The organism is Pseudomonas wuhanensis, assembly GCF_030687395.1.
Lineage (GTDB): Bacteria > Pseudomonadota > Gammaproteobacteria > Pseudomonadales > Pseudomonadaceae > Aquipseudomonas > Aquipseudomonas wuhanensis.
Map to the genome: position 1 here is coordinate 3,098,244 of NZ_CP117430.1, position 21,623 is coordinate 3,119,866.

Sequence of the window (21,623 nt, forward strand, 5' to 3'; positions counted from 1 at the left end):
GTTGTAATGCATTGATATACGTTTTTAAGAGAAATTCTGAAGGAGTTTTCGCTTATTAAATAAGGATAAATCCTACAGAACTTTGTGAAACTCCCAGATAGCCTAGCGACCCTCAAATGGCTGGCCTCGCTCATCTCCGAGAGTGCCGGCGCTCGAGTTTTTTTCAGGTAGGTGTCTACTATGCGAGGCAAATTTTCATTTTTTCCCAGGAGTGCGTCCAGGTGTACGTTGCTGTGCCCCTCGCTACTGGCGTGCTTCACTTCATTTGCAACCGCTGCGCCCGTCATTGGGGGGAATGTAACTATTAATGGCGGCACACCGGAAAGCTGGGACCTTAGCCAGAATGCGACGCTGACGGTTAATGGCGCGCAGACGCTCAGTATCACCTCCGACAGTTCGACACTCAATGTAAACACCGGTGGCACGACTCAGCAGATTTCGGCCAGCAATGGCTCGAGCGTCAATCTGAGCGGGGCGACCGTTTCAGGCATCGGCGGCCTTGCAGCTGTCTTGCTGAGCAACAGTGACGCCACTATCGATAACAGCACCATTACCGGTAATCGTGTAGGACTGCAGGCGGTTCGCAATGCTGCTACTCAGACCGGCTCCAAGGTTACTGTGACAGGTAACAGCACCATTACCGGTGTATTGGGTGGTGCCTTGGTCAGTGCCTACAGCACCCTGGATGTTACCGATTCAACCATTCAAGGCACTGGTGCCACGAGTTACGGGATTCGGTTGCGCAGTGGCCAGGCTACGGCCAGGAGCAGCACAATCGTTGGCGGGCAAAACGGTGTACTCATTGACCTTGACCCGAATGACGTTCAACCCGCCGTATTGGCCATTGAAAACACCACAGTTCAGGGGCATTCCGGTTCGGCGATCCTGGTGGACTTCGCCAATGGAGCGACTTCGACAGCGACCATCTCCTTGAGCAATTCCCGATTGCTGGCAGGCAACGATACGCTGCTGGATGTGAGAGGCGGTGCCAACACCTCCATGACCGTTAATGGCAGTACGTTGACCGGTAACATCGTTACCGAGCAAGGCAGTACCACCCAACTGATCCTGCAGAACGATTCAGTCTTGACCGGCCGCCTGGAAAATGTGGCCAGCACCACCATTAATGACAGTTCCAAATGGGTACTGGTGGATAACAGTAACGTTGACAAACTCACGCTCAACAATGGTGGGGCGGTGATATTCGGTGCTGATAACGCCTTCTACCAATTGAACGTGACCACGCTGTCGGGCAATGGCCGGTTCGTGATGGGCACAGATTTCGCCACGGGCCAGACCGATTTGCTAAATGTCACAGGGACCGCCAGTGGCAATCATGAATTGTTGATTGCCAGCAGTGGTGTTGACCCTGCCGCCGGCCAACCGATTCGCGTGGTTCAAACCGCCGCTGGCGATGCGCAGTTTTCTCTGGTCAACGGCGCGGTCGATCTTGGGACCTATTCCTACGGGCTGGCAAAAAGTGGCAATGACTGGGTACTCGATCCGAGTACTCGCACGGTCAGTCCGGGCACACGCTCGGTACTTGCTCTATTCAATACCGCATCGACCGTATGGTTAGGCGAGTTGACCTCATTGCGCACTCGCATGGGGGAACTGCGTTTCAATGGCGGCAAGGCGGGCGCCTGGGGCCGCACATACGCCAACAAGTACAACATCGCCGATGGCTCGGGTGTCGGTTACCAACAAACCCAGCAAGGTTTCACGTTGGGCGCAGATGCGCCGCTGCCTGTCGGAGATGGCCAATGGCTGGTGGGTGTGATGGCCGGTCAGAGTAAATCCGACCTTGACCTGAAGGCTGGCACCTCAGGGCGTGTAGCTAGCTACTATCTGGGCACATACGTCACCTGGCTTGACTCACGGACCGGTTATTATTTCGACGGCGTGTTAAAGGCGAACCGTTTTCGCAATGAAGCGAAAGTCGGTTTGAGCGATGGCGCCCGGGCCAAGGGCGACTATGACAATTCGGGCCTGGGAGGCTCCATCGAGTTTGGACGCCATATCAGCTTCGCCAATGGAAACTTCCTTGAACCCTTCACTCAATGGTCCGCGGTGGTCATTCAGGGCAAGGACTTTTCCCTGGACAACGATTTGCAAGCTGAAGGGGATCGCACGCGTTCCTTTATCGGTAAGGTGGGGGCTACCGCAGGGCGAAATATCCCGCTCGAACAGGGGCGTGTGATACAGCCATACCTGCGGGCCGCCTGGGCTCACGAGTTCGCGAAGAGCAATGAGGTTCAGGTCAACAACAATGTCTTTAATAATGATCTGTCCGGTTCTCGAGTTGAGTTGGGTACTGGGGTTGCCGTCGCCATGACGAAAAAACTCCATATGCACGCTGACTTCGACTACGGCAGTGGTCGAAATTTTGAACAGCCTTTTGGGTTCAACTTTGGCGTTCGTTACGAGTGGTAAATACCCCTGCCAAGTCATGTAAAAAGGAAGCTAGCGCTTCCTTTTTTTACTATCACTGTTTTATCAATCGGTTACGCAGCTACCGCGCGGGCGCGCAAACTGCTGGAGAGTGCGCTATTTTTCCTCACCGAAAATTTCACATCAATCGTTAATGCCTTAGGTTCGTCATCGTCGTGGTTTTCAACAACAGCGCCCTTCAATGTTCCGTAAAAAACCCCGGTGACGGCATTATATTCCCACACGGCCGTTCCCCCGCTTTGGGTGTAAATAACAGGTTTGGCGGGATTACTATTGTCAGCGTAGGTAAGCCGGACATTATGCGCTAGCGGCGTCAACTCGTAGGTGCCATTGATTAACCCCTCTTTTGAAAAGGAGAGTGTGATTTCTTTCGTCGTATAATTCGGTTCTCCGGAGCGTTGCCGCGCAAACATTACGTAAGCGGCGTTATGTTCTGGTGGAAAAGCTTCCTCCTTGAGCTCCACCAGACCTGCGTTAAACTCTTCCGTGGTGTTGATCGTCCCGATACAGGTATTGGCGTTCACTGATTGTCTGAATTTTTGCGTGATCATATTCATCAATAAGGTCTCCATAGTCATGACAAGATATCCCGCTATTAAAGACAACTTCCGGGATGACGTATCAAAGCGCTAATGGGTCTGCCCTGTAAACTCACAGACTTGCTAGTTTACAAAGCCCGATTAATGTGAATTTTATCTGGGGCTTGGGTTGACGCTGATCAGGTAGCTGAAATGTGCGCGTAGGGTTTCGATGCCTGGGTCGGCGTCCTGGGGTCAGGTCGATCCGGTTGTGATTGGGCATGGGAATCCTGAGTTTATGCGGGGAAGGGCAAAACCGTCAGCCTGGGGCTGACGGTTTATTGAGCGATGGGCATCAAAATTCGTTGTCTTCAATATTGAACTCGCCGTTTACCAGAATCTTCTTCTCATTCTCGATGAAATTCGCAATCAACGTACCCTCGGCATGACCTGTTCCGGGCAGCGATGTGAACGAGAGCCTACCCTCGATCGCATGAAAGATACCACCGTGGTCTGGCCTGAAGTAAGTGACCCAAACGTCTTTGTTGTCCTTTAACTGGTGTTCTTTCCCCTCCACGTTTTCGTTGATAAATAGCGCGATATGGGATCGGGTCGGTGGAAGCTCGTTATCCATGCGGCCGACAATCTCCCAATAACCGACCGGATCAACGGGAATTTTTTTACATTCAATGCTCACATCGTTGGCATTGAAGGAACCCCATTCCTTGCTGGTGGCCTTGAACGTTCCGCTATCGGTGAACGTGCCATTGTGCTTGACGCCGTCGGTGATGCCCGTCAAATCGAACTCACCGGCACTGATGTTGATCTCAGTGGAGCCAACCCTGGATTTGAACTGAAAAGTACCTTTCATTTGGGCTGTTTTCCAGTTGTAACTCATTCTGAGTTGGCCGGACGCTGACCCCCATTGACTTCCGCCAGGCGAAAACTGTTCGTAGTTTGCCCGGGCTTGAGTGTTCGAATCCGGGTTCATCACTAATGACAAGTCAAACTCCGATCCATCATCGGGAATGCTGGCGGGTAAATACATTGAAATGTAACGCCACTGCCCATTGGGCAAATCCATACGTGCCTTGACATAAAACCGCTCAGGGGATTTCTGGATGGCGAAGCCACTCGATCCCTTGAAACTTTCGTTGAAGTAGTCAATTTCGGCTGACATTGTGCCAGTGGTCTGGCGGGGAATTTTTTGGTCCATAACTCTGTGCTCCCTGGCCCTCGGGCCGTCTGGTAATCCACTGAAACCAGTGGAAGCCACAGCGTATGAGCAATGAGCAACCGGCGTAACTGTCAGAGTTGATAGGGGTAGCCGCCGCTTTGAAGCTTGCGCACAATCAGTTTCAGCCAAACAACCCTGCCGCAATATTGATCGAAAACCCCAAAATCGCGGTATTAAACACAAACCCGATCAACGACTGCGCCAGCACGATCTTGCGCAAGTCCCGCGTGGCGACGCCTACATCTGCGGTCTGCACCGCCACGCCGATGGTGAACGAGAAGTACAGAAAGTCCCAGTAGTTGGGGGTTGCCAGCCCCTCGGCAAAACGCAGCGCCGGTTCCTTGCCGTTCCAGGTGTAATACAGCCGGGCATAGTGCACGCTGAAAATCACCCCGATCAGTAGCCATGAGCCGATCACCGTCAGTGCGGTGAAACCGTAGCGCAGCAGTTTGCGGGCGGTTTCCAGGTCCCTGCTGCCGGCGAGTTCGAAGGTGATGGTGCCGAGGCTGGCCAGTGCCGCGATGCACACCAGCAGCAACACCAGACCGGCGTTTTCATCTTCGACTTCGGCAATGCGTTTGACGTCTGGGGCCTTGGCGCGCACGGTGAGCCAGAGCATCAGTACCAGATAGGTCCAGACCCCGGCGTTCCAGCCGATGAGGATTTTGCTGATGATTGAGTCGGCTGGAGCCAGAATGCCTGCCGCGACGCCGAGCGTGGCAGCGGCGGACAGGCGAGGGTGGGTGCGGGCGAGTAGGGGCATGGAGGCTCGATGCGTCTGGGCTTTGCAACACCATAGCCCAGCGTTGTCCGTTGTCACCACAAAGCTGAATCCAATGGGATCGAATGTGGGAGCGGGCTTGCTCGCGAAGGCGGCGTGTCAGTCAACATCAATGTTGAATGTGACGGCCCTTTCGCGAGCAAGCCCGCTCCCACAGTTGATTGATGTTTGGTCAGATGTTTTTATGGTGTTTGCGCACCAGTTTCATCACCACCACAAAGAACACCGGTACAAACACCACTGCCAGGGTCGCGGTGATCATCCCTCCAATCACCCCGGTGCCGATGGCTTGCTGGCTCGCCGAACTCGCGCCGGTGGCAATTGCCAGCGGCACCACGCCGAGGATGAACGCCAGCGATGTCATCACGATCGGCCGCAACCGCAGGCGCGCGGCCTGCAGAGTGGCGTCGATCAGGTCGTGGCCTTCGTCGTACAGGCTTTTGGCAAACTCGATGATCAGGATCGCGTTTTTCGCCGACAGGCCGATGATGGTAATCAGCCCGACTTTGAAGAACACGTCATTGGGCATTCCGCGCAGGGTCACGGCCAGAACTGCACCAAGTACCCCCAGCGGCACCACCAGCAACACCGACGTCGGAATCGACCAACTCTCGTATAGCGCCGCCAGGCACAGGAACACGATCAGCAGCGACAGCCCGAGCAGAATCGGTGCCTGGCTGCCGGACAGGCGTTCCTGCAATGACAACCCGGTCCATTCCTGACCCAACCCGGCCGGGCCTTGCGCCACCAGCCGTTCGATTTCCGCCATGGCTTCGCCAGTGCTGTAGCCCGGTGCCGGTTCGCCGGAAATGCTGATGGCAGGGTAGCCGTTGTAACGCGTCAACTGCGCCGGACCCTGGGTCCAGTTGGCCCGGACGAAGGACGACAACGGCACCATTTTCTCGGCGTTGTTGCGCACGTTAATCTTCAACAGATCGGCGACTTGACTGCGTTGATCACCTTCAGCCTGGACCACCACCCGTTGCATCCGCCCCTGGTTGGGGAAGTCATTGATGTAGGCCGATCCGACGGCGGTGGACAGCACGTTGCCGATGTCGGTAAAGGAAATGCCCAAGGCATTGGCTTGCTTTCGGTCGACTTCCAGTTGCACCTGCGGCGCTTCGGCCAGGGCGCTTTCGCGCACGTTCATCAGGACCGGGCTCTTCTCGGCGGCGGCCAGCAACTGGCTGCGCGCCTGCATCAGCGTGGCATGACCGAGGCCGCCGCGATCCTGAAGGCGGAACTCGAAGCCGCTGGACGTGCCGAGGCCATCGACCGGCGGCGGTAACACCGCGAAGGCCATGGCGTCCTTGATCTGACTGAGCGCGATGTTGGCGCGGTCGGCAATCGAACTCGCCGAATCGTCACTCCCCCGGTCCGACCAATCCTTGAGCGTGGTAAACGCCAGCGCGGCGTTCTGCCCGCTGCCGGAGAAGCTGAAACCGAGAATCACCGTGCTGTCGCCAACGCCCGGTTCAGTGGCGTTGTGCGCTTCAATCTGCTCGACCACCTGCACCGTGCGATTCTTGCTCGCGCCCGGTGGCAGTTGAATGTCGGTGATGGTGTAACCCTGGTCTTCCACCGGCAGGAACGAGGAGGGCAGGCGACTGAAACACAGCCCCAGACCGATCAGCAGTACGCCGTAGATCAACAGGTAACGACCGGTGCGTTTCAGCGCGTAGGCGACCCAGCCCTGATAGCGCTCGGTCAGTTGTTCGAAGCGTCGGTTGAACCAGCCGAAGAAGCCGCCCTTGGCATGATGTTGGCCTTGGGCAATCGGCTTGAGCAGTGTCGCGCACAGCGCCGGGGTCAAGGTCAGGGCGAGGAATGCCGAGAACAGGATCGACGTGGCCATCGACAGCGAGAACTGTCGGTAAATCACCCCGACCGAGCCCTGCATGAACGCCATCGGAATGAACACCGCCACCAGCACCAGGGTGATGCCGATGATCGCCCCGGTGATCTGCTTCATCGCCTTGCGCGTCGCGTCCTTGGGCGACAGGCCCTCGGTGGCCATGATCCGCTCGACGTTCTCCACCACCACAATCGCGTCGTCCACCAGAATACCGATGGCCAGCACCATGCCGAACATGGTCAGCACGTTGATCGAGAAGCCCAGCGCGAGCATGGTCGCAAAAGTCCCCATCAACGCCACCGGCACCACCAGCGTCGGAATCAGCGTGTAGCGGATGTTCTGCAGGAACAGGAACATCACCGCAAACACCAGCACCATCGCCTCGACGAGGGTGTAGACCACTTTGGTGATCGAGACTTTGACGAAGGGCGAGGTGTCGTACGGAATCTTGTATTCGACGCCGGCCGGGAAGTAGCGCGCCAGTTCATCCATCTTCGCCCGCACCAGCGTTGCGGTGCTCAGGGCATTGGCGCCCGGCGACAGTTGTACGCTGACGGCGGTCGACGGTTTGCCGTTCAGCCGTGTAGAGAACTGATATTCCTGGCTGCCGATCTCGACCCGCGCCACATCGTGGATGCGTACGGTGGAGCCGTCTGGATTGGCCTTGAGCACGATGTCGGCGAATTCTTCAGGCGTCGACAGCTGCCCTTTGACCAGAACAGTCGCGGTGATTTCCTGGGTCGTGCGGGTCGGCAAATCGCCGATGCTGCCGGCGGAAACCTGAGCATTCTGCGCGACGATGGCGGCATTGACGTCGGCCGGGGTCAGGTTGAAACCGATCAGCTTCTGCGGGTCGATCCAGATGCGCATCGCCCGTTCGGCACCGTACAACTGGGCCTTGCCGACGCCGTCCAGACGCTTGATCTCGTTCATCACGTTGCGCGCCAGGTAATCGCTGAGCGCTACGTCGTTGAGCTTGCCGTCGGTGGAGGTGAGGGTAATCAGCAACAGGAAACCGGCGGAGACCTTCTCCACCTGCAAGCCTTGCTGGGTGACGGCTTGCGGCAAGCGCGACTCGACCGCTTTGAGGCGGTTTTGTACGTCGACCTGGGCCATCTCCGGGTTGGTGCCTGGCTGGAACGTCGCGGTGATGGTGGCGCTGCCGAGGCTGCTCTGGGATTCGAAATACAGCAGATGATCAGCGCCGTTGAGTTCTTCCTCGATCAGGCTGACCACGCTTTGGTCCACGGTTTGCGCCGAAGCGCCGGGGTAGGTGGCGTAGATTTCGACTTTCGGCGGCGCAACGTCCGGGTACTGCGCCACGGGTAACTGCCCAATGGCCAACGCACCGGCCAGCAGGATGAACAAGGCCACCACCCAGGCGAACACCGGGCGGTCGATAAAGAACTGCGGCATAAAAAAGCGTCCTGCTTACTGACCAGAAACCTGGGCAAGTGGAAGAGGGGTGTTATCTATCTGGACTTTTTCACCGGGGCGCGCATGTTGCAGGCCTTCAGTGACGATGCGGTCGCCGGGCTTGAGACCGTGGGTGACGATCCAGCGATCGTTCTGCACCGGGCCCAGTTCGACCGGTTGCTGGCCGACCCGCTGCTCGGCGTCGAGCAACAGCACCTGGGCGACGCCGGCGCTGTCACGCTGGATGGCCCGTTGCGGCACGCTGATGCCTTGCTGATTGAACGCTTGCTCCAGACGCACGCGCACGAAGCTGCCCGGCAGCAAGTCGAGGTCCGGGTTGGGAAATTCGCTGCGCAGAATGATCTGACCGGTGCCTGGGTCGACGGTGATGTCGGTGAACAGCAACTTGCCCGGCAATGGATAGAGGCTGCCGTCGTCCTGAATCAACGTGGCTTTGGCCTGACCTTGGCCCACTTCCTTTAACTGGCCTGAACGGAACGCGCGGCGCAGGTCGTTGAGTTCACGGGTCGATTGCGTCAGGTCGGCATGGATCGGGTTCAACTGCTGAATCAATGCCAGCGGTGTAGTTTCGTTCTGCCCAACCAGCGCGCCTTCAGTCACCAGCGCCCGGCCGATGCGCCCGGAAATCGGCGCGGTGACGGTGGCGTAACCCAGGTTCAGTTTCGCCCGTTCCACGGCGGCTTTGTTGGCGGCGACATCGGCGGCGGTCTGCCGGACATTGGCGCGGGCGTTGTCGTAATCCTGGCCGCTGATAGCGTTGCCTTCGATCAATTGGGCGTAACGCTGCTCTTGCAGTCTGGCCTGGAACGCGTTGGCCTCGGCCTTGCGCAATGCGGCTTCGGCGCTGTCCAGGTCGGCCTTGAACGGTGCCTGGTCGATACGGAACAGAACGTCGCCTTTTTTCACGTCGCTGCCTTCGTGGAAGGCGCGTTGCAGCACCACGCCGGCAACACGGGCGCGCACTTCGGCAATCCGTGGCGCGGCAATCCGCCCGCTCAGTTCGCTGCTGATCGACAGGGGCCGGGCTTCGACGGTTTCGATCCGCACGGTGGCCAGTGGCGCCTGTTCTTCGGCGGTCGAGGACTGGTCACACGCGCTCAGCGTCAACGCCAGTGCGATCAGGCTGAGCGTGGCAAGCAGATTCTTTGACATGTAGATACCCCAATAATGACCTCCCGTATCCTACGGGGGGCCGAGGAGGGTAGCGGTGAAGCTTTGTAGGTGCTGTGTGAAATTGTGTAAGGGTTTTGCTCAGGCGAGCGTGAGGGCGTATATCCTTGGCGGCTTGAAATTTATTGCGACAGATGTACCGCTATCGCGGGCAAGCCCGCTCCCACAGTGGTCTGTGATGTTCACAAAATCTGTGTCCACATCAAATCCCTGTGGGAGCGGGCTTGCCCGCGATGACGATCTATTCGGCGCCACTGCACTTTCTGGAAACACCCATGCCCAACATCCTCCTGGTCGAAGACGACTCCGCGCTCTCCGAACTGATTGCCAGCTACCTGGAACGCAACGGCTATTGCGTCAGCGTGATCAGCCGTGGCGACCATGTGCGCGAACGGGCGCGGGTCAATCCTCCGGACCTGGTGATTCTCGATCTGATGCTGCCGGGGCTCGACGGTTTGCAGGTCTGCCGCTTGCTGCGAGCTGATTCGGCGACTTTGCCGATCCTGATGCTCACCGCCCGCGACGACAGCCACGATCAGGTGCTGGGGCTGGAGATGGGGGCCGACGACTACGTCACCAAACCCTGCGAACCACGGGTGTTGCTGGCCCGGGTGCGGACCTTGCTGCGCCGTAGCAGCCTCAGCGAACCGCTGACCGCCAACGACCGCATTCTCATGGGCAACCTGTGCATCGACCTGTCCGAGCGCACCGTGACCTGGCGCGAGCAACTGGTCGAGCTGTCCAGCGGTGAATACAACCTGCTGGTGGTGCTGGCCCGGCATGCCGGCGAAGTGCTGAGCCGCGACCAGATTCTGCAACGCTTGCGCGGTATCGAATTCAACGGCACCGACCGTTCGGTGGACGTGGCCATTTCCAAACTGCGGCGCAAATTCGACGACCACGCGGGCGAGGCGCGCAAGATCAAGACAGTGTGGGGCAAGGGCTACCTGTTCAGCCGCTCCGAGTGGGAATGCTGAGTCGATGTTCAGAATCCTGTTTCGCCTCTATCTGGTCACCATCGTCTCGTTCAGCGCGGCGATCTACCTGGTGCCGGACCTGGTGATCCAGGTTTTCCACGAGCGCTTCGTGACCTACAACCTCGATTACTCCCGAGGCTTGCAAACGCTGATTGCCAAGCAGTTTCGCGCCGTGCCCTCGGAGCAGTGGCCGGCATTGGCGGCCGAGATGGACAAGGAATTCCAGCCGCTGCACATCGTGCTGACCCGCAATGACGACCCTGAATTTACTCGGGATGAACGTGAACGCTTGCAGCGCGGTGAGAACGTTGTGCGTATCGGTGACTGGGGCTGGCGCACCTTGGCGGTAGCACCGTTGAACGAGCAGATGGTGGTGAAAATGGTCGTGCCGCCGGACCCGACGGACGTCAGTTGGTTGTACTGGAGCATCAACGTACTGATCGGCGCGACCATGCTCGCCTGCCTGTTGCTGTGGTTGCGCCCGCACTGGCGCGACCTGGAGCGCCTCAAAAGCACCGCTGAACGCTTCGGCAAGGGCCACCTGAGCGAGCGCACGCAGATTTCCCCCAGCTCCAACATCGGCAGCCTGGCCCACGTGTTCGACACCATGGCCGGCGACATCGAAAACCTGCTCAACCAGCAGCGCGATCTGCTCAACGCCGTATCCCACGAACTGCGCACGCCACTGACAAGGCTGGATTTCGGCCTGGCCCTGGCGCTGTCCGACGACTTGCCGGCCACCAGCCGCGAACGTCTGCAAGGCTTGGTCGCGCACATTCGCGAACTGGATGAACTGGTGCTGGAACTGCTGTCTTACAGTCGACTGCAAAACCCTGCGCGGTTGCCGGAACAGGTCGATGTGTCGTTGGATGAATTCATCGACAGCATTCTGGGCAGTGTCGACGAAGAACTGGAATCCCCGGAAATCGTCATCGATGTACTGCTTCATGGCCAGCTCGAACGCTTCTCGCTGGACCCGCGATTGACCGCCCGGGCGATCCAGAACCTGCTGCGTAATGCCATGCGCTATTGCGAAAAACGGATTCAGATCGGTTTACAGGTATGCCCCAAGGGCTGTGAGATTTGGGTGGATGACGATGGCATCGGCATCCCGGAGGAAGAGCGAGAGCGGATTTTCGAGCCGTTTTATCGGCTGGATCGTAGCCGGGATCGCGCCACTGGCGGGTTTGGTCTGGGGCTGGCGATCAGTCGCCGGGCGCTGGAAGCCCAGGGCGGCACACTGACCGCGCAGGTTTCGCCGTTGGGTGGAGCGCGGTTCCGGCTTTGGTTGCCAACCCCCATCTGAATCCAGTGGCATCCCCTCGCCACAGGTCATCACCAGCCACAGGTTTTTGATGGAATCAACCCAACCCCCGCCACCTGCATCCGCTCGATCGCCGCCGCCAACGAGCCGTCCAGATCAATCGCGCGGCAAGCATCCGTCACCACAAACGCATTGAACCCCGCCGCCCGCGCATCCAGCGCAGAAAACATCACGCAGAAATCCAGTGCCAGCCCGACCTCCGGGTTGCAGCCCTTGCGGATGATCAGTTGAGCGGGGGGCAGGTCCAGTTCCGGGTGGAACTCGGCGCCGGGCGTGGCGCGTACACAATGCTCCGGCCAGAGCGTTTGCTCGCGAAAAGGCCAGTCCAGACACTAAAGAACCTGAAGCCAGTCCCGCATTTGGCCGAACCGCTGCCTTACTGCGGGCACTGATGCCTTGTTATAGTTCGGGCCTCATATTCTGCCCGGTAAAGGATCACTGCCATGCCTCAATACACCGCCTTCAGCGTCGAACTGGCCGATAACATCGCCCATGTGCAGATCAATCGCCCGGAAAAGATCAATTCGATGAACGCCGCGTTCTGGAGCGAGATCATCGAGATTTTCCAGTGGATCGACGATACCGATGAAGTGAGGGTGGTGGTACTCAGTGGCGCCGGCAAGCATTTTTCTTCAGGCATCGACCTGATGATGATGGCCGGTATGCTCAATGAGTTGGGCAAGGACGTCAGCCGCAATGCACGGCTGCTACGAAGAACGATTCTCACGCTGCAAGCCTCGTTCAATGCCGTCGACAACTGCCGCAAACCGGTGCTGGCGGCGATTCAGGGTTATTGCCTGGGTGGCGCCATCGACCTGATTTCGGCCTGCGACATGCGTTACGCCGCCGAGGACGCGCAATTTTCCATCAAGGAAATCGACATCGGCATGGCCGCCGATGTCGGCACTTTGCAACGCTTGCCACGGATAATCGGTGACGGCATGCTGCGTGAACTGGCTTACACTGGTCGCACCTTTGATGCTGACGAAGCGCGCAACATCGGCCTGGTCAATCGCGTCTACAGCGATGCCGCCTGCCTGCTTGAAGGCGTGATGGGCATTGCCCGCGAGATCGCCGGCAAGTCGCCGATTGCTGTCACCGGCACCAAAGAGATGATCAGCTACATGCGCGACCATCGCATCGACGACGGCCTCGAATACGTCGCCACCTGGAACGCCGCCATGCTGCAATCCACCGATCTGCGCGTGGCCATGGCCGCCCATATGAGCAAACAGAAACCCGAATTTCTGGATTGATTAACCATGATTTCACGCTGGACCACCGCAGTACTGGACACCGATCAACCCGGCGGCTGGGCCGTGGCGCGCAGCCCCGAAGGTTTTTTGTTCGATGACAATGGCGCGCTGTTTCCACGGGAATGGCTCAAGCGTCAGGACTTGTCGATTCTTGCCGAGCACGGCATCGGTCACCTGGATGGCGAACCGGTCTACCTGCTGGAGTTGCGCAGTCACAGCGAAGTACCGGGCTGCAACTGGAAAGGCCTGCGGGCGTTCATGCTCGAGGGCGATCACACCGTCTACAAGGTTCTGGGCTATGCGGCGCAAATCGGGACCTGGGCCCGTGAACACCGTTTTTGCGGCAATTGCGGGCAGGTGATGAGCCAGGTGCCGCGTGAGCGGGCGATGTACTGTGAACCGTGTGATATACGCCACTATCCGCGCATTTCACCGAGCATGATCGTGCTGGTGACCCGTGGCGACGAGGTTCTGCTGGCCCGTTCGCCGCGTTTTGTCACCGGGGTCTACAGCACCTTGGCAGGGTTTGCCGAGCCGGGTGAGTCAGCCGAAGACTGCCTGATTCGCGAGGTCCGCGAAGAGGTGCAGATCGAGGTCAAGAACATCCAGTACATGGGCAGTCAATGCTGGCCATTCCCGCATTCGATGATGCTCGGTTTCCACGCCGAGTACGCCGGCGGCGAGATTGTCTGTCAGGAAGACGAGATCGAAGACGCCCAGTGGTTCAACGTGCACAAGCTGCCGCCGTTGCCGGCGTCACGCTCGATTGCCCGTTACCTGATCGACGTCTACGTGGCGCGGCGTTTAGGCCACGCTGAACCAGTGCTGCCAGGCTAGGCGCACGGTCAGGCCGAGCACCACGGTGATGAACACCGGGCGAATGAATTTCGCACCGCCGCTGATGGCGGTGCGCGCGCCGAAGAAGGCGCCGACCATCACCGACAGGCCCATGCTCAGGCCGATGATCCAGTCCACTTGCCCGGAAAAGATGAACACCGACAGCGCCGCAATGTTGCTGACGAAGTTCATGCTGCGCGCCACGCCGCTGGCCTTGACCAGGTCGATGGGGTAGAGCAGCAGGCTGCTGACGGTCCAGAACGCTCCTGTGCCCGGACCGGCCACGCCGTCATAGAAACCGAGGCTGAAGCCTTGGGTCGATTGCCACTTTTTCTTGATCGGTGCGTCGCTGTCCAGCGGCGCCTTCGGTGTGCCGCCGAACAACAGGTACAGGCCGCAGGCGAAAACGATCACCGGCAGCATCTTGTTCAGCCATTCCGCCGGCAAGTAATGAGCGACCACGGCGCCGGTGAGTGCGCCCACCAGCGTGCCGACGATGGCATGCGTCCATTGCCGAGGATGGAACAGCTTGCGCCGGTAGAAAGTGAAACTGGCAGTGGCCGAGCCGAAGGTCGAACTGAGCTTGTTGGTGCCCAGCACCAGGTGCGGCGGCAGGCCGGCAGTCAGCAGCGCCGGAGTGGTCAACAGACCACCACCGCCGGCGATGGCGTCGATGAAACCGGCAATGAAAGCGACGAGGGCCAGAACGGCCAGGGTAGTGAGGTCAACGCTGAGTTCGAAAGGCATGGAATGGGCTTATTCGGCAGGGCGCAGAAGAGGGGCTGCGGGGGAAGGCCGGTATCTTACCCATAAAGTTATCCTGTTACAGCCGATCGTTCCCACGCTTTGCGTGGGAATGCCGCCATGGACGCTCCGCGTCCGCTTGGGATGTGACGCGGAGCGTCACGGGATGCATTCCCACGCGGAACGTGGGAACGATCATTACCGTGTGGATGGCCCATTACCGATCTGCCACACAAACGGCGGTTCGGTCCCGTTAATCGCCCAGTCCCCAACAATCCGCGCCTTGTAGATCACCGGATTGTGCGATGACACGGTCCGGGCATTGCGCCAATGCCGATCCAGCGATTTGCCTTCGCGCACATCCGAAGCGCCCAGGGCATTGAACAGCGCCGTGGTCGCCCGCTGGGTCAATTCCGAAACCACCACCTGAGCCTTGGCCGACTCAATCTCCGCCGCCACATTCACCGCGCGCTCCAGCGCTTCATCTCCCGAGAACCGCGCCAGATAAGCCCGTTGCGCCGGTTTCGCCGCTTTCAAGGCACTGGCTTCGGCGGCATACACCCACGCCGCCACTTCACCGACAACCTGCTGCACTTGCGAATCCTCGCTGACCCGCTGCGCATTGCCATGGCTATAGATGCGTTTACGCTCGCGTACCTGATGCGCCACATCACGCAACGCGGCGCGGCCAATCCCGGCCAGGGTTGCCAACAGCACCAATTGATAGAACGCCGTCTGGTATTTGAAGCGGGTGGCGAAGTCGATGATGTTCTCGGCGTCCACTTCAGCCTCGTTAAACCGCGAAGTGCCGCTGCCCGTGGTGCGCTGGCCGAAACCGTCCCAGTCATCGCTCTGCACAATTCCCGGTTGGCGTGTGCGGACGGCAGCGATCACATCGCCGCCGGTATCGCTGCGCTGGGCATAGACGTCGATCCAGTCCGAGAAAATGCTGCCGGTGCTGTAGAACTTCTCACCGTTGAGCCGCCACCGATCGCCGTCGGGCGAGACCTTGGTGATCACATCACCGATCGCCACGCTGCCGATCTCGGTCCAGGCGCAACCGACGATATCGCCCTCCACGAAGCGCTTGAACCAGACATCCCGAGCCGGCCCCGGTGCCGCGTTCAAACGATCCTCGGCAAAGGCGAAATGCCCGCGCAAGGCCTGGGGCACGTTGGAATCGGCTTCGGCCAGTTCGATCAGCAATTCGAGCAGCTGTGGCAGAGACGCGCCGCCACCGCCGTATTCAACCGGCACCCGCACCGCGCCGAAGCCAGCGTCCTTGAGCCATTGAATCGGTTCGTACGGCAGACTGCGGCTTTGTTCGCGCTCAACGGCACCGGCGGCGATGCGCTGGAAGATCGGCCGAAAACGTGCGGCCAACGCTTCATAGTCAGTACCGGTGGACAGCGGGTTGATTACTTGATGTTCGGTCATGGGACAGCTCCTTGGAACGGCAGTGAGTGCCATAGGGGATTGCACGGTCCATGCCGAAGCTCGCCGACCATGGTTTATTGGATGTTGTGGATTTGGGCGTGCCTGAATTGTTGCTGTGCCAACAGTGCATCAGCAAATTGCTTGAGCACATCGCATACCTGTGGCGAGGGAGCTTGCTCCCGCAGGGCTGCGCAGCGGCCCCAAAATATTTGTGAGCGCTGCGCACTCAAGCGGGAGCAAGCTCCCTCGCCACAGTTCTCTCTCGTCTCAAGAAATCAGCTGGCACGTTTGCTGCTCTGACCTCAGGACTTCCCTGAAAACCCGAGGACATGCCAATGAGTCAGCAAGCCGTCAAATTTGCCTACTGGGTACCGAACGTCAGCGGTGGGCTGGTGGTCAGCAAGATCGAGCAACGCACCCACTGGGGCATCGATTACAACCGCACACTGGCGCAACTGGCCGAAGAGGCGGGGTTTGAATATGCCCTGACCCAGATTCGCTTCACCGCCGGTTATGGCGCCGAGTTCCAGCATGAATCCGTTGCCTTCAGCCATGCGCTGTTGGCCGCTACCAGTAAATTGAAAGTCATCGCCGCGATTCTGCCGGGGCCATGGCAGCCGGCGCTGGCGGCCAAACAACTGGCAACCATCGATCAACTCACCAACGGCCGGGTGGCGGTGAACATTGTCAGTGGTTGGTTCAAGGGCGAGTTTCAGGCCATCGGTGAACACTGGCTGGAGCACGATGAGCGTTATCGCCGCTCCGAAGAATTCATTCGCGCATTGAAGGGCATCTGGACCCAGGACACCTTCACCTTTCGCGGCGACTTCTACCGCTTCGACAATTACAGCCTCAAACCCAAGCCGCTGGGCCAGCCAGAAGTCTTCCAGGGCGGGAGTTCCCGGGCAGCGCGGGACATGGCGGCGCGGGTCTCGGACTGGTACTTCACCAACGGCAACACCCCCGAAGGCATCAAGGCCCAGGTCGACGACATCCGCACGAAAGCGGCCGCGAATAATCATTCGGTGAAAATCGGGGTGAATGCGTTTGTCATCGCGCGTGACACCGAAGAAGAGGCGCGGGCGGTGTTGGCGCAGATCATCGATCAGGCCGACCCGGACGCTGTGAACGCTTTTGGCGATGCAGCGAAGCAAGCGGGCAGGGCGTCACCCGAGGGCGAGGGCAACTGGGCCAAATCGACCTTTGAAGATCTGGTGCAGTACAACGACGGCTTCAAGACCAATTTGATCGGCACACCGCAGCAGATCGCCGAGCGGATCGTCGCGTTGAAAGCGGTGGGCGTGGATTTGGTGCTGGCGGGTTTTCTGCACTTTCAGGAAGAGGTGGAGTATTTCGGCAAGCGGGTGTTGCCGTTGGTGCGGGAGCTGGAGGCCAAAGCGCCTGCAACGCCGCAAGCCGCGGTCGCCTGAACACCAAAAAAACCTGCGGGAGCCGGGCTTGCCCGCGATAACGGTTTCACATTCAACAAATAAGTTGTCTGTGACATCGCCATCGCGGGCAAGCCCGCTCCCACATGGATCTTGGTGAAGTTACAGGCCCAGATCAGACAAGCCCGGGTGATCATCCGGCCGGCGGCCCAACGGCCAGTGGAACTTGCGGTCGCTTTCCTTGATCGGCATGTCGTTGATGCAGGCGTAACGATTGAACATCAGGCCGTTCTCGTCAAACTCCCAGTTCTCGTTACCGTAGGAACGGAACCAGTTACCCGAGTCGTCATGCCATTCGTAGGCGTAACGCACGGCGATGCGGTTATCGCCATGGGCCCAGAGTTCCTTGATCAGCCGGTAGTCCAGTTCCTTGGCCCATTTGCGGGTCAGAAAGCTTTTGGCTTCTTCGCGGTTATGGGCGAACTCGGCACGGTTACGCCACTGGGTGTCCAGGGTGTAGGCCAAGGACACCCGTTCCGGGTCGCGTGAGTTCCAGCCGTCTTCGGCCAGGCGAACTTTTTCGATGGCCGATTCACGGGTAAACGGCGGCAATGGCGGACGAACTTCGGCAGTAGACATATTAAGTCTCCCTATCAAATTAACGTTCAAGCAAGTTGTCGGGCTTGTTAAAAGTGTTACAGGTCCAATAACTTTCGCGCCATGCATTGCGCATTATCGGCGGCACTGTGATCACCCATCACAAGCGCTACGGTAATGGCACCGTCGATCAGGATCAGCAGCTGTTTGGCCAGCGTCTCCGGGTCTTGTGCGCCATGTTCGGTACAGAGCTCGCGCACGTAGTCGAGCAGCTGCTGTTTGTGGTCTTTGGCCACCAGGCGAACCGGGTCTTGTGCATCGCCGGTTTCGCCGCTGGTGTTGATGAATGCGCAGCCGCGGAAGCCTTCGGAGGCGAACCAGGTCTTGAGCACGGTAAACAGGTTGAGCAGCCGGTCGGCCGGGGTTTGCGCTTTGCCGACTTCGCTTCGATACCAGTTCATCCAGCGCACATCGCGGCGTTGCAGGGCCGCGACGACAAGCTCCTCCTTGTTGGCGAAGTAGCGGTAAATACTTTTTCTGGAAACACCGGCGGTTTTCACCAGAAGATCCATGCCAGTGGCAGCGATGCCACTTTTGTAGATCAACTTTTCGGTGACATCCAGAATGATGTTGCGTGTGTCGTTGCTAGTGATTTCGTTCATGCGGCTAACAGTAGAATGATCGTTCTCCTTGGTCAAGCAGATATTTTCTTGTCTATGAAATTGCCATCGCGGGCAAGCCCGCTCCCACAGGTACAGCGCTGTTCTTGTGGGAGCGGGCTTGCCCGCGATGGGGCCAGAACGGACAGCCACAAGACCCAAACCCATCCATGGTGTAAGCTCTCGGGTTCTTCGGATTCGACCCTTTTGCGAGCCCTATGCCGTCGCTTTTCAAACGCTCTCTGCTGCCTAAACTGCGCAGTTTTCCGCTGACCGCCGATGCCGTCACCATCCTCTCTGGCGCTGCCGAGTTCCGTCGCTGCCTGCTGGAGCAAATCGCTCAGGCCACCCGGCGCATCTACATTGTCGCGCTGTACCTGCAACAGGATGAGGCCGGGCAGGAAATCCTCGATGCCCTGCACGCCGCCAAACTGGCGCGTCCGGAACTGGATGTTGTGGTGGTCGTGGACTGGCTGCGTGCCCAGCGCGGTTTGATCGGCGCCGGCAAGCAGCCGGGCAACTCGGCCTGGTATCAGGAAACGACCCGCACCCATGAAAGCGTTGTGCCAGTGTACGGCGTGCCGGTGCAGACCCGCGAGCTGTTCGGCGTGCTGCATTTGAAGGGCTTCGTGATCGACGACTGCGTGCTCTACAGCGGCGCGAGCCTGAATAACGTTTACCTGCACAAATTCGATAAATACCGCTTCGACCGTTATCACCTGCTGCAGAACCAGGCGCTGGCCGATTCGATGCATCACTTGGTTCAGCACGGCCTGATCACTTCCAAAGCAGTGCATCGCCTCGACCTGCCGAACCTGCCGACCACCCGCAGCCTGCGCCACGACATCGGCGACTTGCGCAGCCGCCTCAAGCACGCGGCATATGACACCACGGCTGGCAGCACGGCGAAGGACGGTTTATCGGTTTGTCCTTTGCTCGGTGTGGGCAAGAACAACCCGTTGAGTCGGGTGATCTGCGAGCTGATCGCCAGCGCGCGGCATCAACTGACTATCTGCACGCCGTACTTCAACCTGCCGCTGGCGGTGACCCGGGAAATCAATCGGGCACTGGCCCGTGGCGTGAAGATCGACATCATCGTCGGCGACAAGACTGCCAACGACTTCTACATTCCGCCCAGCGAGCCGTTCAAGGTAATCGCGGCGTTGCCATACCTTTACGAGATCAGCCTGCGGCGCTTCGCCAAGCGGCATCAGCGCAACATCGACAGTGGCAAGTTGAACCTGCATTTGTGGAAGGATGGCGACAACACCTATCACCTCAAGGGCATGTGGATCGATCAGCGCTACACCTTGCTGACCGGCAACAACCTCAATCCACGGGCGTTTCGTCTTGATCTGGAGAACGCGTTGCTGATCGATGATCCGAAAGGTGAATTGCTGGAGCCCCGTGGCAATGAGCTGGTGGAAATTTTCCAGCACACCAGCCGCATCGAGCGGTATCAGGATCTGGAAACGCTGCCGGATTACCCGGCGGGAGTGGCCAAGTTTCTCAAGCGTGTGAGTCGGGTACGGATCGAGCGGTTGTTGTATCGGATATTGTAGGGATTAGTACGGCGGGGTAGGTGCGTTGCCGGTGAGATTGTCATCGCGGGCAAGCCCGCTCCCACTGGGATTTGATGCGGACACAGATTTTGTGAACATCACCAACCACTGTGGGAGCGGGCTTGTCCGCGATGACGGCATCACATTCGATACATCAGTCAGCTGACCCACCGCTTTCGCAGACAAGTCCGCTCCCACAGGATCTGCGCCGGGCTGATCGCTGCGCTAATATGCTCACGACTCAAACAAGAACAAGGCTCGCCACGGTCAATGTCGGAAAAAGACACCATCTCCATTCAACTGGTGCGTGAAGCGCTGTTGCAAAGTTGCGCCCCGGGCGCTGCCACCGAAGAGGTGTTGGACAAGGTCGGCATCGATCCGGCGTTGCTGGAAACCACCGACGCCCGAGTTCCGGCTACCGCGTATGCGCGGTTGTGGCGCTTGCTGGCCCGGCGCGGCGACGATGAGTTTTTTGGCATGGACCCGCGCAAGCTCAAGTCCGGCAGTCTCGAGTTTCTCTGTCGTTGCTCGATGGTTCAGCCGAGTCTGGCCGCCGGGCTGACTTCGGGCCTGAGTTTTTTGTCGTTGATGCTTGAGCGCATGCCCGCGCAACTGGTTCGTCAGCAAAGCCTGGCGGAAATCGTCCTGCTCGAAGACGACGAAGACCCGCGCCGCGCCTTTACCTACTTCACTTACTGGATGATCGTGCACGGCGTGGCCTGTTGGCTGGCGGGGCGGCGAATTCCGATCCTGGCCATCGAGCTGCGCTGCCCGGCGCCGGATTTTTGTGATGACTACCGGGTGATGTTCTCCGAGAACCTGCGGTTCGACCGGCCACGCACGCGGATGATTTTCTCGGCCGATTGCCTGGATTTGCCGATCAAGCGCAGCCCTGAAGAGCTCAAACGATTCCTGGCTCATGCGCCGGCGAACATTCTGGTCAAGTATCGCGATCCTGAAAGCCTGGCCAGTCGGATCAAACACGATCTGCGGCAACTGCCCGCCGAGCACTGGCCAGAAACCGAGGCGCTGGCGCAGCGACTGTGCATGTCGGCCTCGACCCTGCGTCGACGCCTGGCCGAAGAAGGCCAGACGTATCAGGGGCTCAAGGACAGCGTGCGCAAGGAACTGGCCATCGTCTGGCTGGCTGAGCCGGCCATCAGCTTCGCCGAAATCGCCGCCCGGTTGGGGTTTGCCGATGCGAGTTCGTTCTACAAGGCGTTTCGCAAGTGGTCGGGGTCAAATCCGGGGCATTATCGGAGTTTGATTCTTAACGAGGCCGACTGATCTGGATTGTGTGGTGCCTGATCTGGCGCCATCGCGGGCAAGCCCGCTCCCACAGTGATATGCGGTGACCATAAATGTCGTACACACCGCAAAACCTGTGGGAGCG

17 protein-coding genes and 1 pseudogene are annotated in these 21,623 nt (G+C 58.9%); 8 read left to right on the top strand and 10 right to left on the bottom strand.

Annotated elements, in window-relative coordinates; all coding sequences use genetic code 11:
- Positions 1 to 228 precede the first annotated feature (228 nt).
- A complete protein-coding gene (locus PSH88_RS14305; protein WP_305426891.1) occupies positions 229 to 2,433 on the top strand; it encodes an autotransporter outer membrane beta-barrel domain-containing protein in 2,205 nt (734 codons plus the stop codon).
- Between the two features lie 71 nt (positions 2,434 to 2,504).
- On the opposite strand, the gene PSH88_RS14310 is transcribed toward PSH88_RS14305, so the two are convergent.
- The 5 genes from PSH88_RS14310 to PSH88_RS14330 form a co-directional block, all read right to left on the bottom strand.
- Positions 2,505 to 3,008, bottom strand: coding sequence for a hypothetical protein (locus tag PSH88_RS14310; protein ID WP_305426892.1), 504 nt, complete (start codon positions 3,006 to 3,008; stop codon positions 2,505 to 2,507).
- Positions 3,009 to 3,324: 316 nt separating this feature from the next.
- A complete protein-coding gene (locus PSH88_RS14315; RefSeq protein ID WP_305426893.1) occupies positions 3,325 to 4,185 on the bottom strand; it encodes a hypothetical protein in 861 nt (286 codons plus the stop codon).
- Between the two features lie 142 nt (positions 4,186 to 4,327).
- Positions 4,328 to 4,969: a DUF1345 domain-containing protein gene (locus PSH88_RS14320; RefSeq protein ID WP_305426894.1), complete on the bottom strand. Its 642-nt coding sequence runs from the start codon at positions 4,967 to 4,969 to the stop codon at positions 4,328 to 4,330.
- Between the two features lie 190 nt (positions 4,970 to 5,159).
- On the bottom strand, positions 5,160 to 8,258 hold the full coding sequence (locus PSH88_RS14325) for an efflux RND transporter permease subunit (RefSeq protein WP_305483556.1): 3,099 nt from the start codon (positions 8,256 to 8,258) through the stop codon (positions 5,160 to 5,162).
- 15 nt (positions 8,259 to 8,273) lie between these two features.
- Positions 8,274 to 9,431: an efflux RND transporter periplasmic adaptor subunit gene (locus PSH88_RS14330; protein WP_305426895.1), complete on the bottom strand. Its 1,158-nt coding sequence runs from the start codon at positions 9,429 to 9,431 to the stop codon at positions 8,274 to 8,276.
- Between the two features lie 293 nt (positions 9,432 to 9,724).
- Between PSH88_RS14330 and PSH88_RS14335 the strand changes: the two genes are divergently transcribed.
- Both PSH88_RS14335 and PSH88_RS14340 read left to right on the top strand, forming a co-directional pair.
- Complete coding sequence (locus PSH88_RS14335; protein ID WP_305426896.1) at positions 9,725 to 10,426, top strand: response regulator; 702 nt, start codon at positions 9,725 to 9,727, stop codon at positions 10,424 to 10,426.
- 4 nt (positions 10,427 to 10,430) lie between these two features.
- Entirely contained in the window at positions 10,431 to 11,732 is a 1,302-nt protein-coding gene (locus tag PSH88_RS14340; protein WP_305426897.1) for an ATP-binding protein, read from the top strand.
- Between the two features lie 29 nt (positions 11,733 to 11,761).
- Here PSH88_RS14340 and PSH88_RS14345 read toward each other — a convergent pair.
- Positions 11,762 to 12,070, bottom strand: a pseudogene (locus PSH88_RS14345) (isochorismatase family protein); the annotation flags it as partial.
- A 123-nt stretch (positions 12,071 to 12,193) separates the two neighbouring features.
- On the opposite strand from PSH88_RS14345, the gene PSH88_RS14350 reads away from it, so the two are divergent.
- Positions 12,194 to 13,006, top strand: a complete 813-nt coding sequence (locus PSH88_RS14350) for a crotonase/enoyl-CoA hydratase family protein (protein ID WP_305426898.1) — start codon at positions 12,194 to 12,196, stop codon at positions 13,004 to 13,006.
- Between the two features lie 6 nt (positions 13,007 to 13,012).
- Positions 13,013 to 13,843 (top strand): NAD(+) diphosphatase, encoded by an 831-nt coding sequence (nudC, locus tag PSH88_RS14355; RefSeq protein ID WP_305426899.1) that lies wholly within the window; start codon positions 13,013 to 13,015, stop codon positions 13,841 to 13,843.
- On the opposite strand, the gene PSH88_RS14360 is transcribed toward nudC, so the two are convergent.
- Together PSH88_RS14360 and PSH88_RS14365 are read right to left on the bottom strand one after the other, a co-directional pair.
- Entirely contained in the window at positions 13,811 to 14,590 is a 780-nt protein-coding gene (locus PSH88_RS14360; protein ID WP_007900140.1) for a TSUP family transporter, read from the bottom strand. The two genes, nudC and PSH88_RS14360, sit on opposite strands and share 33 nt — an antisense overlap.
- 195 nt (positions 14,591 to 14,785) lie before the next feature.
- A complete protein-coding gene (locus tag PSH88_RS14365) occupies positions 14,786 to 16,024 on the bottom strand; it encodes an acyl-CoA dehydrogenase family protein (RefSeq protein ID WP_305426900.1) in 1,239 nt (412 codons plus the stop codon).
- Between the two features lie 335 nt (positions 16,025 to 16,359).
- On the opposite strand from PSH88_RS14365, the gene sfnG reads away from it, so the two are divergent.
- Positions 16,360 to 17,454, top strand: coding sequence for a dimethylsulfone monooxygenase SfnG (gene sfnG / locus PSH88_RS14370; protein WP_370694689.1), 1,095 nt, complete (start codon positions 16,360 to 16,362; stop codon positions 17,452 to 17,454).
- Between the two features lie 120 nt (positions 17,455 to 17,574).
- Here sfnG and PSH88_RS14375 read toward each other — a convergent pair whose 3' ends face one another.
- Both PSH88_RS14375 and PSH88_RS14380 read right to left on the bottom strand, forming a co-directional pair.
- Positions 17,575 to 18,051: a nuclear transport factor 2 family protein gene (locus PSH88_RS14375; protein WP_183681829.1), complete on the bottom strand. Its 477-nt coding sequence runs from the start codon at positions 18,049 to 18,051 to the stop codon at positions 17,575 to 17,577.
- A gap of 56 nt (positions 18,052 to 18,107) precedes the next feature.
- Positions 18,108 to 18,671, bottom strand: coding sequence for a TetR/AcrR family transcriptional regulator (locus tag PSH88_RS14380; RefSeq protein ID WP_305426902.1), 564 nt, complete (start codon positions 18,669 to 18,671; stop codon positions 18,108 to 18,110).
- A gap of 215 nt (positions 18,672 to 18,886) precedes the next feature.
- Here PSH88_RS14380 and pssA point away from each other — a divergent pair, with 215 nt between their 5' ends.
- Together pssA and PSH88_RS14390 are read left to right on the top strand one after the other, a co-directional pair.
- Entirely contained in the window at positions 18,887 to 20,230 is a 1,344-nt protein-coding gene (pssA, locus tag PSH88_RS14385) for a CDP-diacylglycerol--serine O-phosphatidyltransferase (protein ID WP_305483557.1), read from the top strand.
- Positions 20,231 to 20,500: 270 nt separating this feature from the next.
- The gene (locus PSH88_RS14390; RefSeq protein ID WP_305426903.1) at positions 20,501 to 21,517 is read left to right on the top strand and encodes an AraC family transcriptional regulator; all 1,017 of its coding nucleotides are present in this window, start codon (positions 20,501 to 20,503) and stop codon (positions 21,515 to 21,517) included.
- Positions 21,518 to 21,623: the final 106 nt, after the last annotated feature.

Excerpts from the sequence above, each read along its gene's own strand:
- PSH88_RS14310 (WP_305426892.1), bottom strand. The coding sequence starts at position 3,008 with ATGAATATGATCACGCAAAAATTCAGACAATCAGTGAACGCCAATACC.
- PSH88_RS14315 (WP_305426893.1), bottom strand. The coding sequence starts at position 4,185 with ATGGACCAAAAAATTCCCCGCCAGACCACTGGCACAATGTCAGCCGAA.
- PSH88_RS14320 (WP_305426894.1), bottom strand. The coding sequence starts at position 4,969 with ATGCCCCTACTCGCCCGCACCCACCCTCGCCTGTCCGCCGCTGCCACG.
- PSH88_RS14325 (WP_305483556.1), bottom strand. The coding sequence starts at position 8,258 with ATGCCGCAGTTCTTTATCGACCGCCCGGTGTTCGCCTGGGTGGTGGCC.
- PSH88_RS14330 (WP_305426895.1), bottom strand. The coding sequence starts at position 9,431 with ATGTCAAAGAATCTGCTTGCCACGCTCAGCCTGATCGCACTGGCGTTG.
- PSH88_RS14335 (WP_305426896.1), top strand. The coding sequence starts at position 9,725 with ATGCCCAACATCCTCCTGGTCGAAGACGACTCCGCGCTCTCCGAACTG.
- PSH88_RS14340 (WP_305426897.1), top strand. The coding sequence starts at position 10,431 with ATGTTCAGAATCCTGTTTCGCCTCTATCTGGTCACCATCGTCTCGTTC.
- PSH88_RS14350 (WP_305426898.1), top strand. The coding sequence starts at position 12,194 with ATGCCTCAATACACCGCCTTCAGCGTCGAACTGGCCGATAACATCGCC.
- nudC (WP_305426899.1), top strand. The coding sequence starts at position 13,013 with ATGATTTCACGCTGGACCACCGCAGTACTGGACACCGATCAACCCGGC.
- PSH88_RS14360 (WP_007900140.1), bottom strand. The coding sequence starts at position 14,590 with ATGCCTTTCGAACTCAGCGTTGACCTCACTACCCTGGCCGTTCTGGCC.
- PSH88_RS14365 (WP_305426900.1), bottom strand. The coding sequence starts at position 16,024 with ATGACCGAACATCAAGTAATCAACCCGCTGTCCACCGGTACTGACTAT.
- sfnG (WP_370694689.1), top strand. The coding sequence starts at position 16,360 with ATGAGTCAGCAAGCCGTCAAATTTGCCTACTGGGTACCGAACGTCAGC.
- PSH88_RS14375 (WP_183681829.1), bottom strand. The coding sequence starts at position 18,051 with ATGTCTACTGCCGAAGTTCGTCCGCCATTGCCGCCGTTTACCCGTGAA.
- PSH88_RS14380 (WP_305426902.1), bottom strand. The coding sequence starts at position 18,671 with ATGAACGAAATCACTAGCAACGACACACGCAACATCATTCTGGATGTC.
- pssA (WP_305483557.1), top strand. The coding sequence starts at position 18,887 with ATGCCGTCGCTTTTCAAACGCTCTCTGCTGCCTAAACTGCGCAGTTTT.
- PSH88_RS14390 (WP_305426903.1), top strand. The coding sequence starts at position 20,501 with ATGTCGGAAAAAGACACCATCTCCATTCAACTGGTGCGTGAAGCGCTG.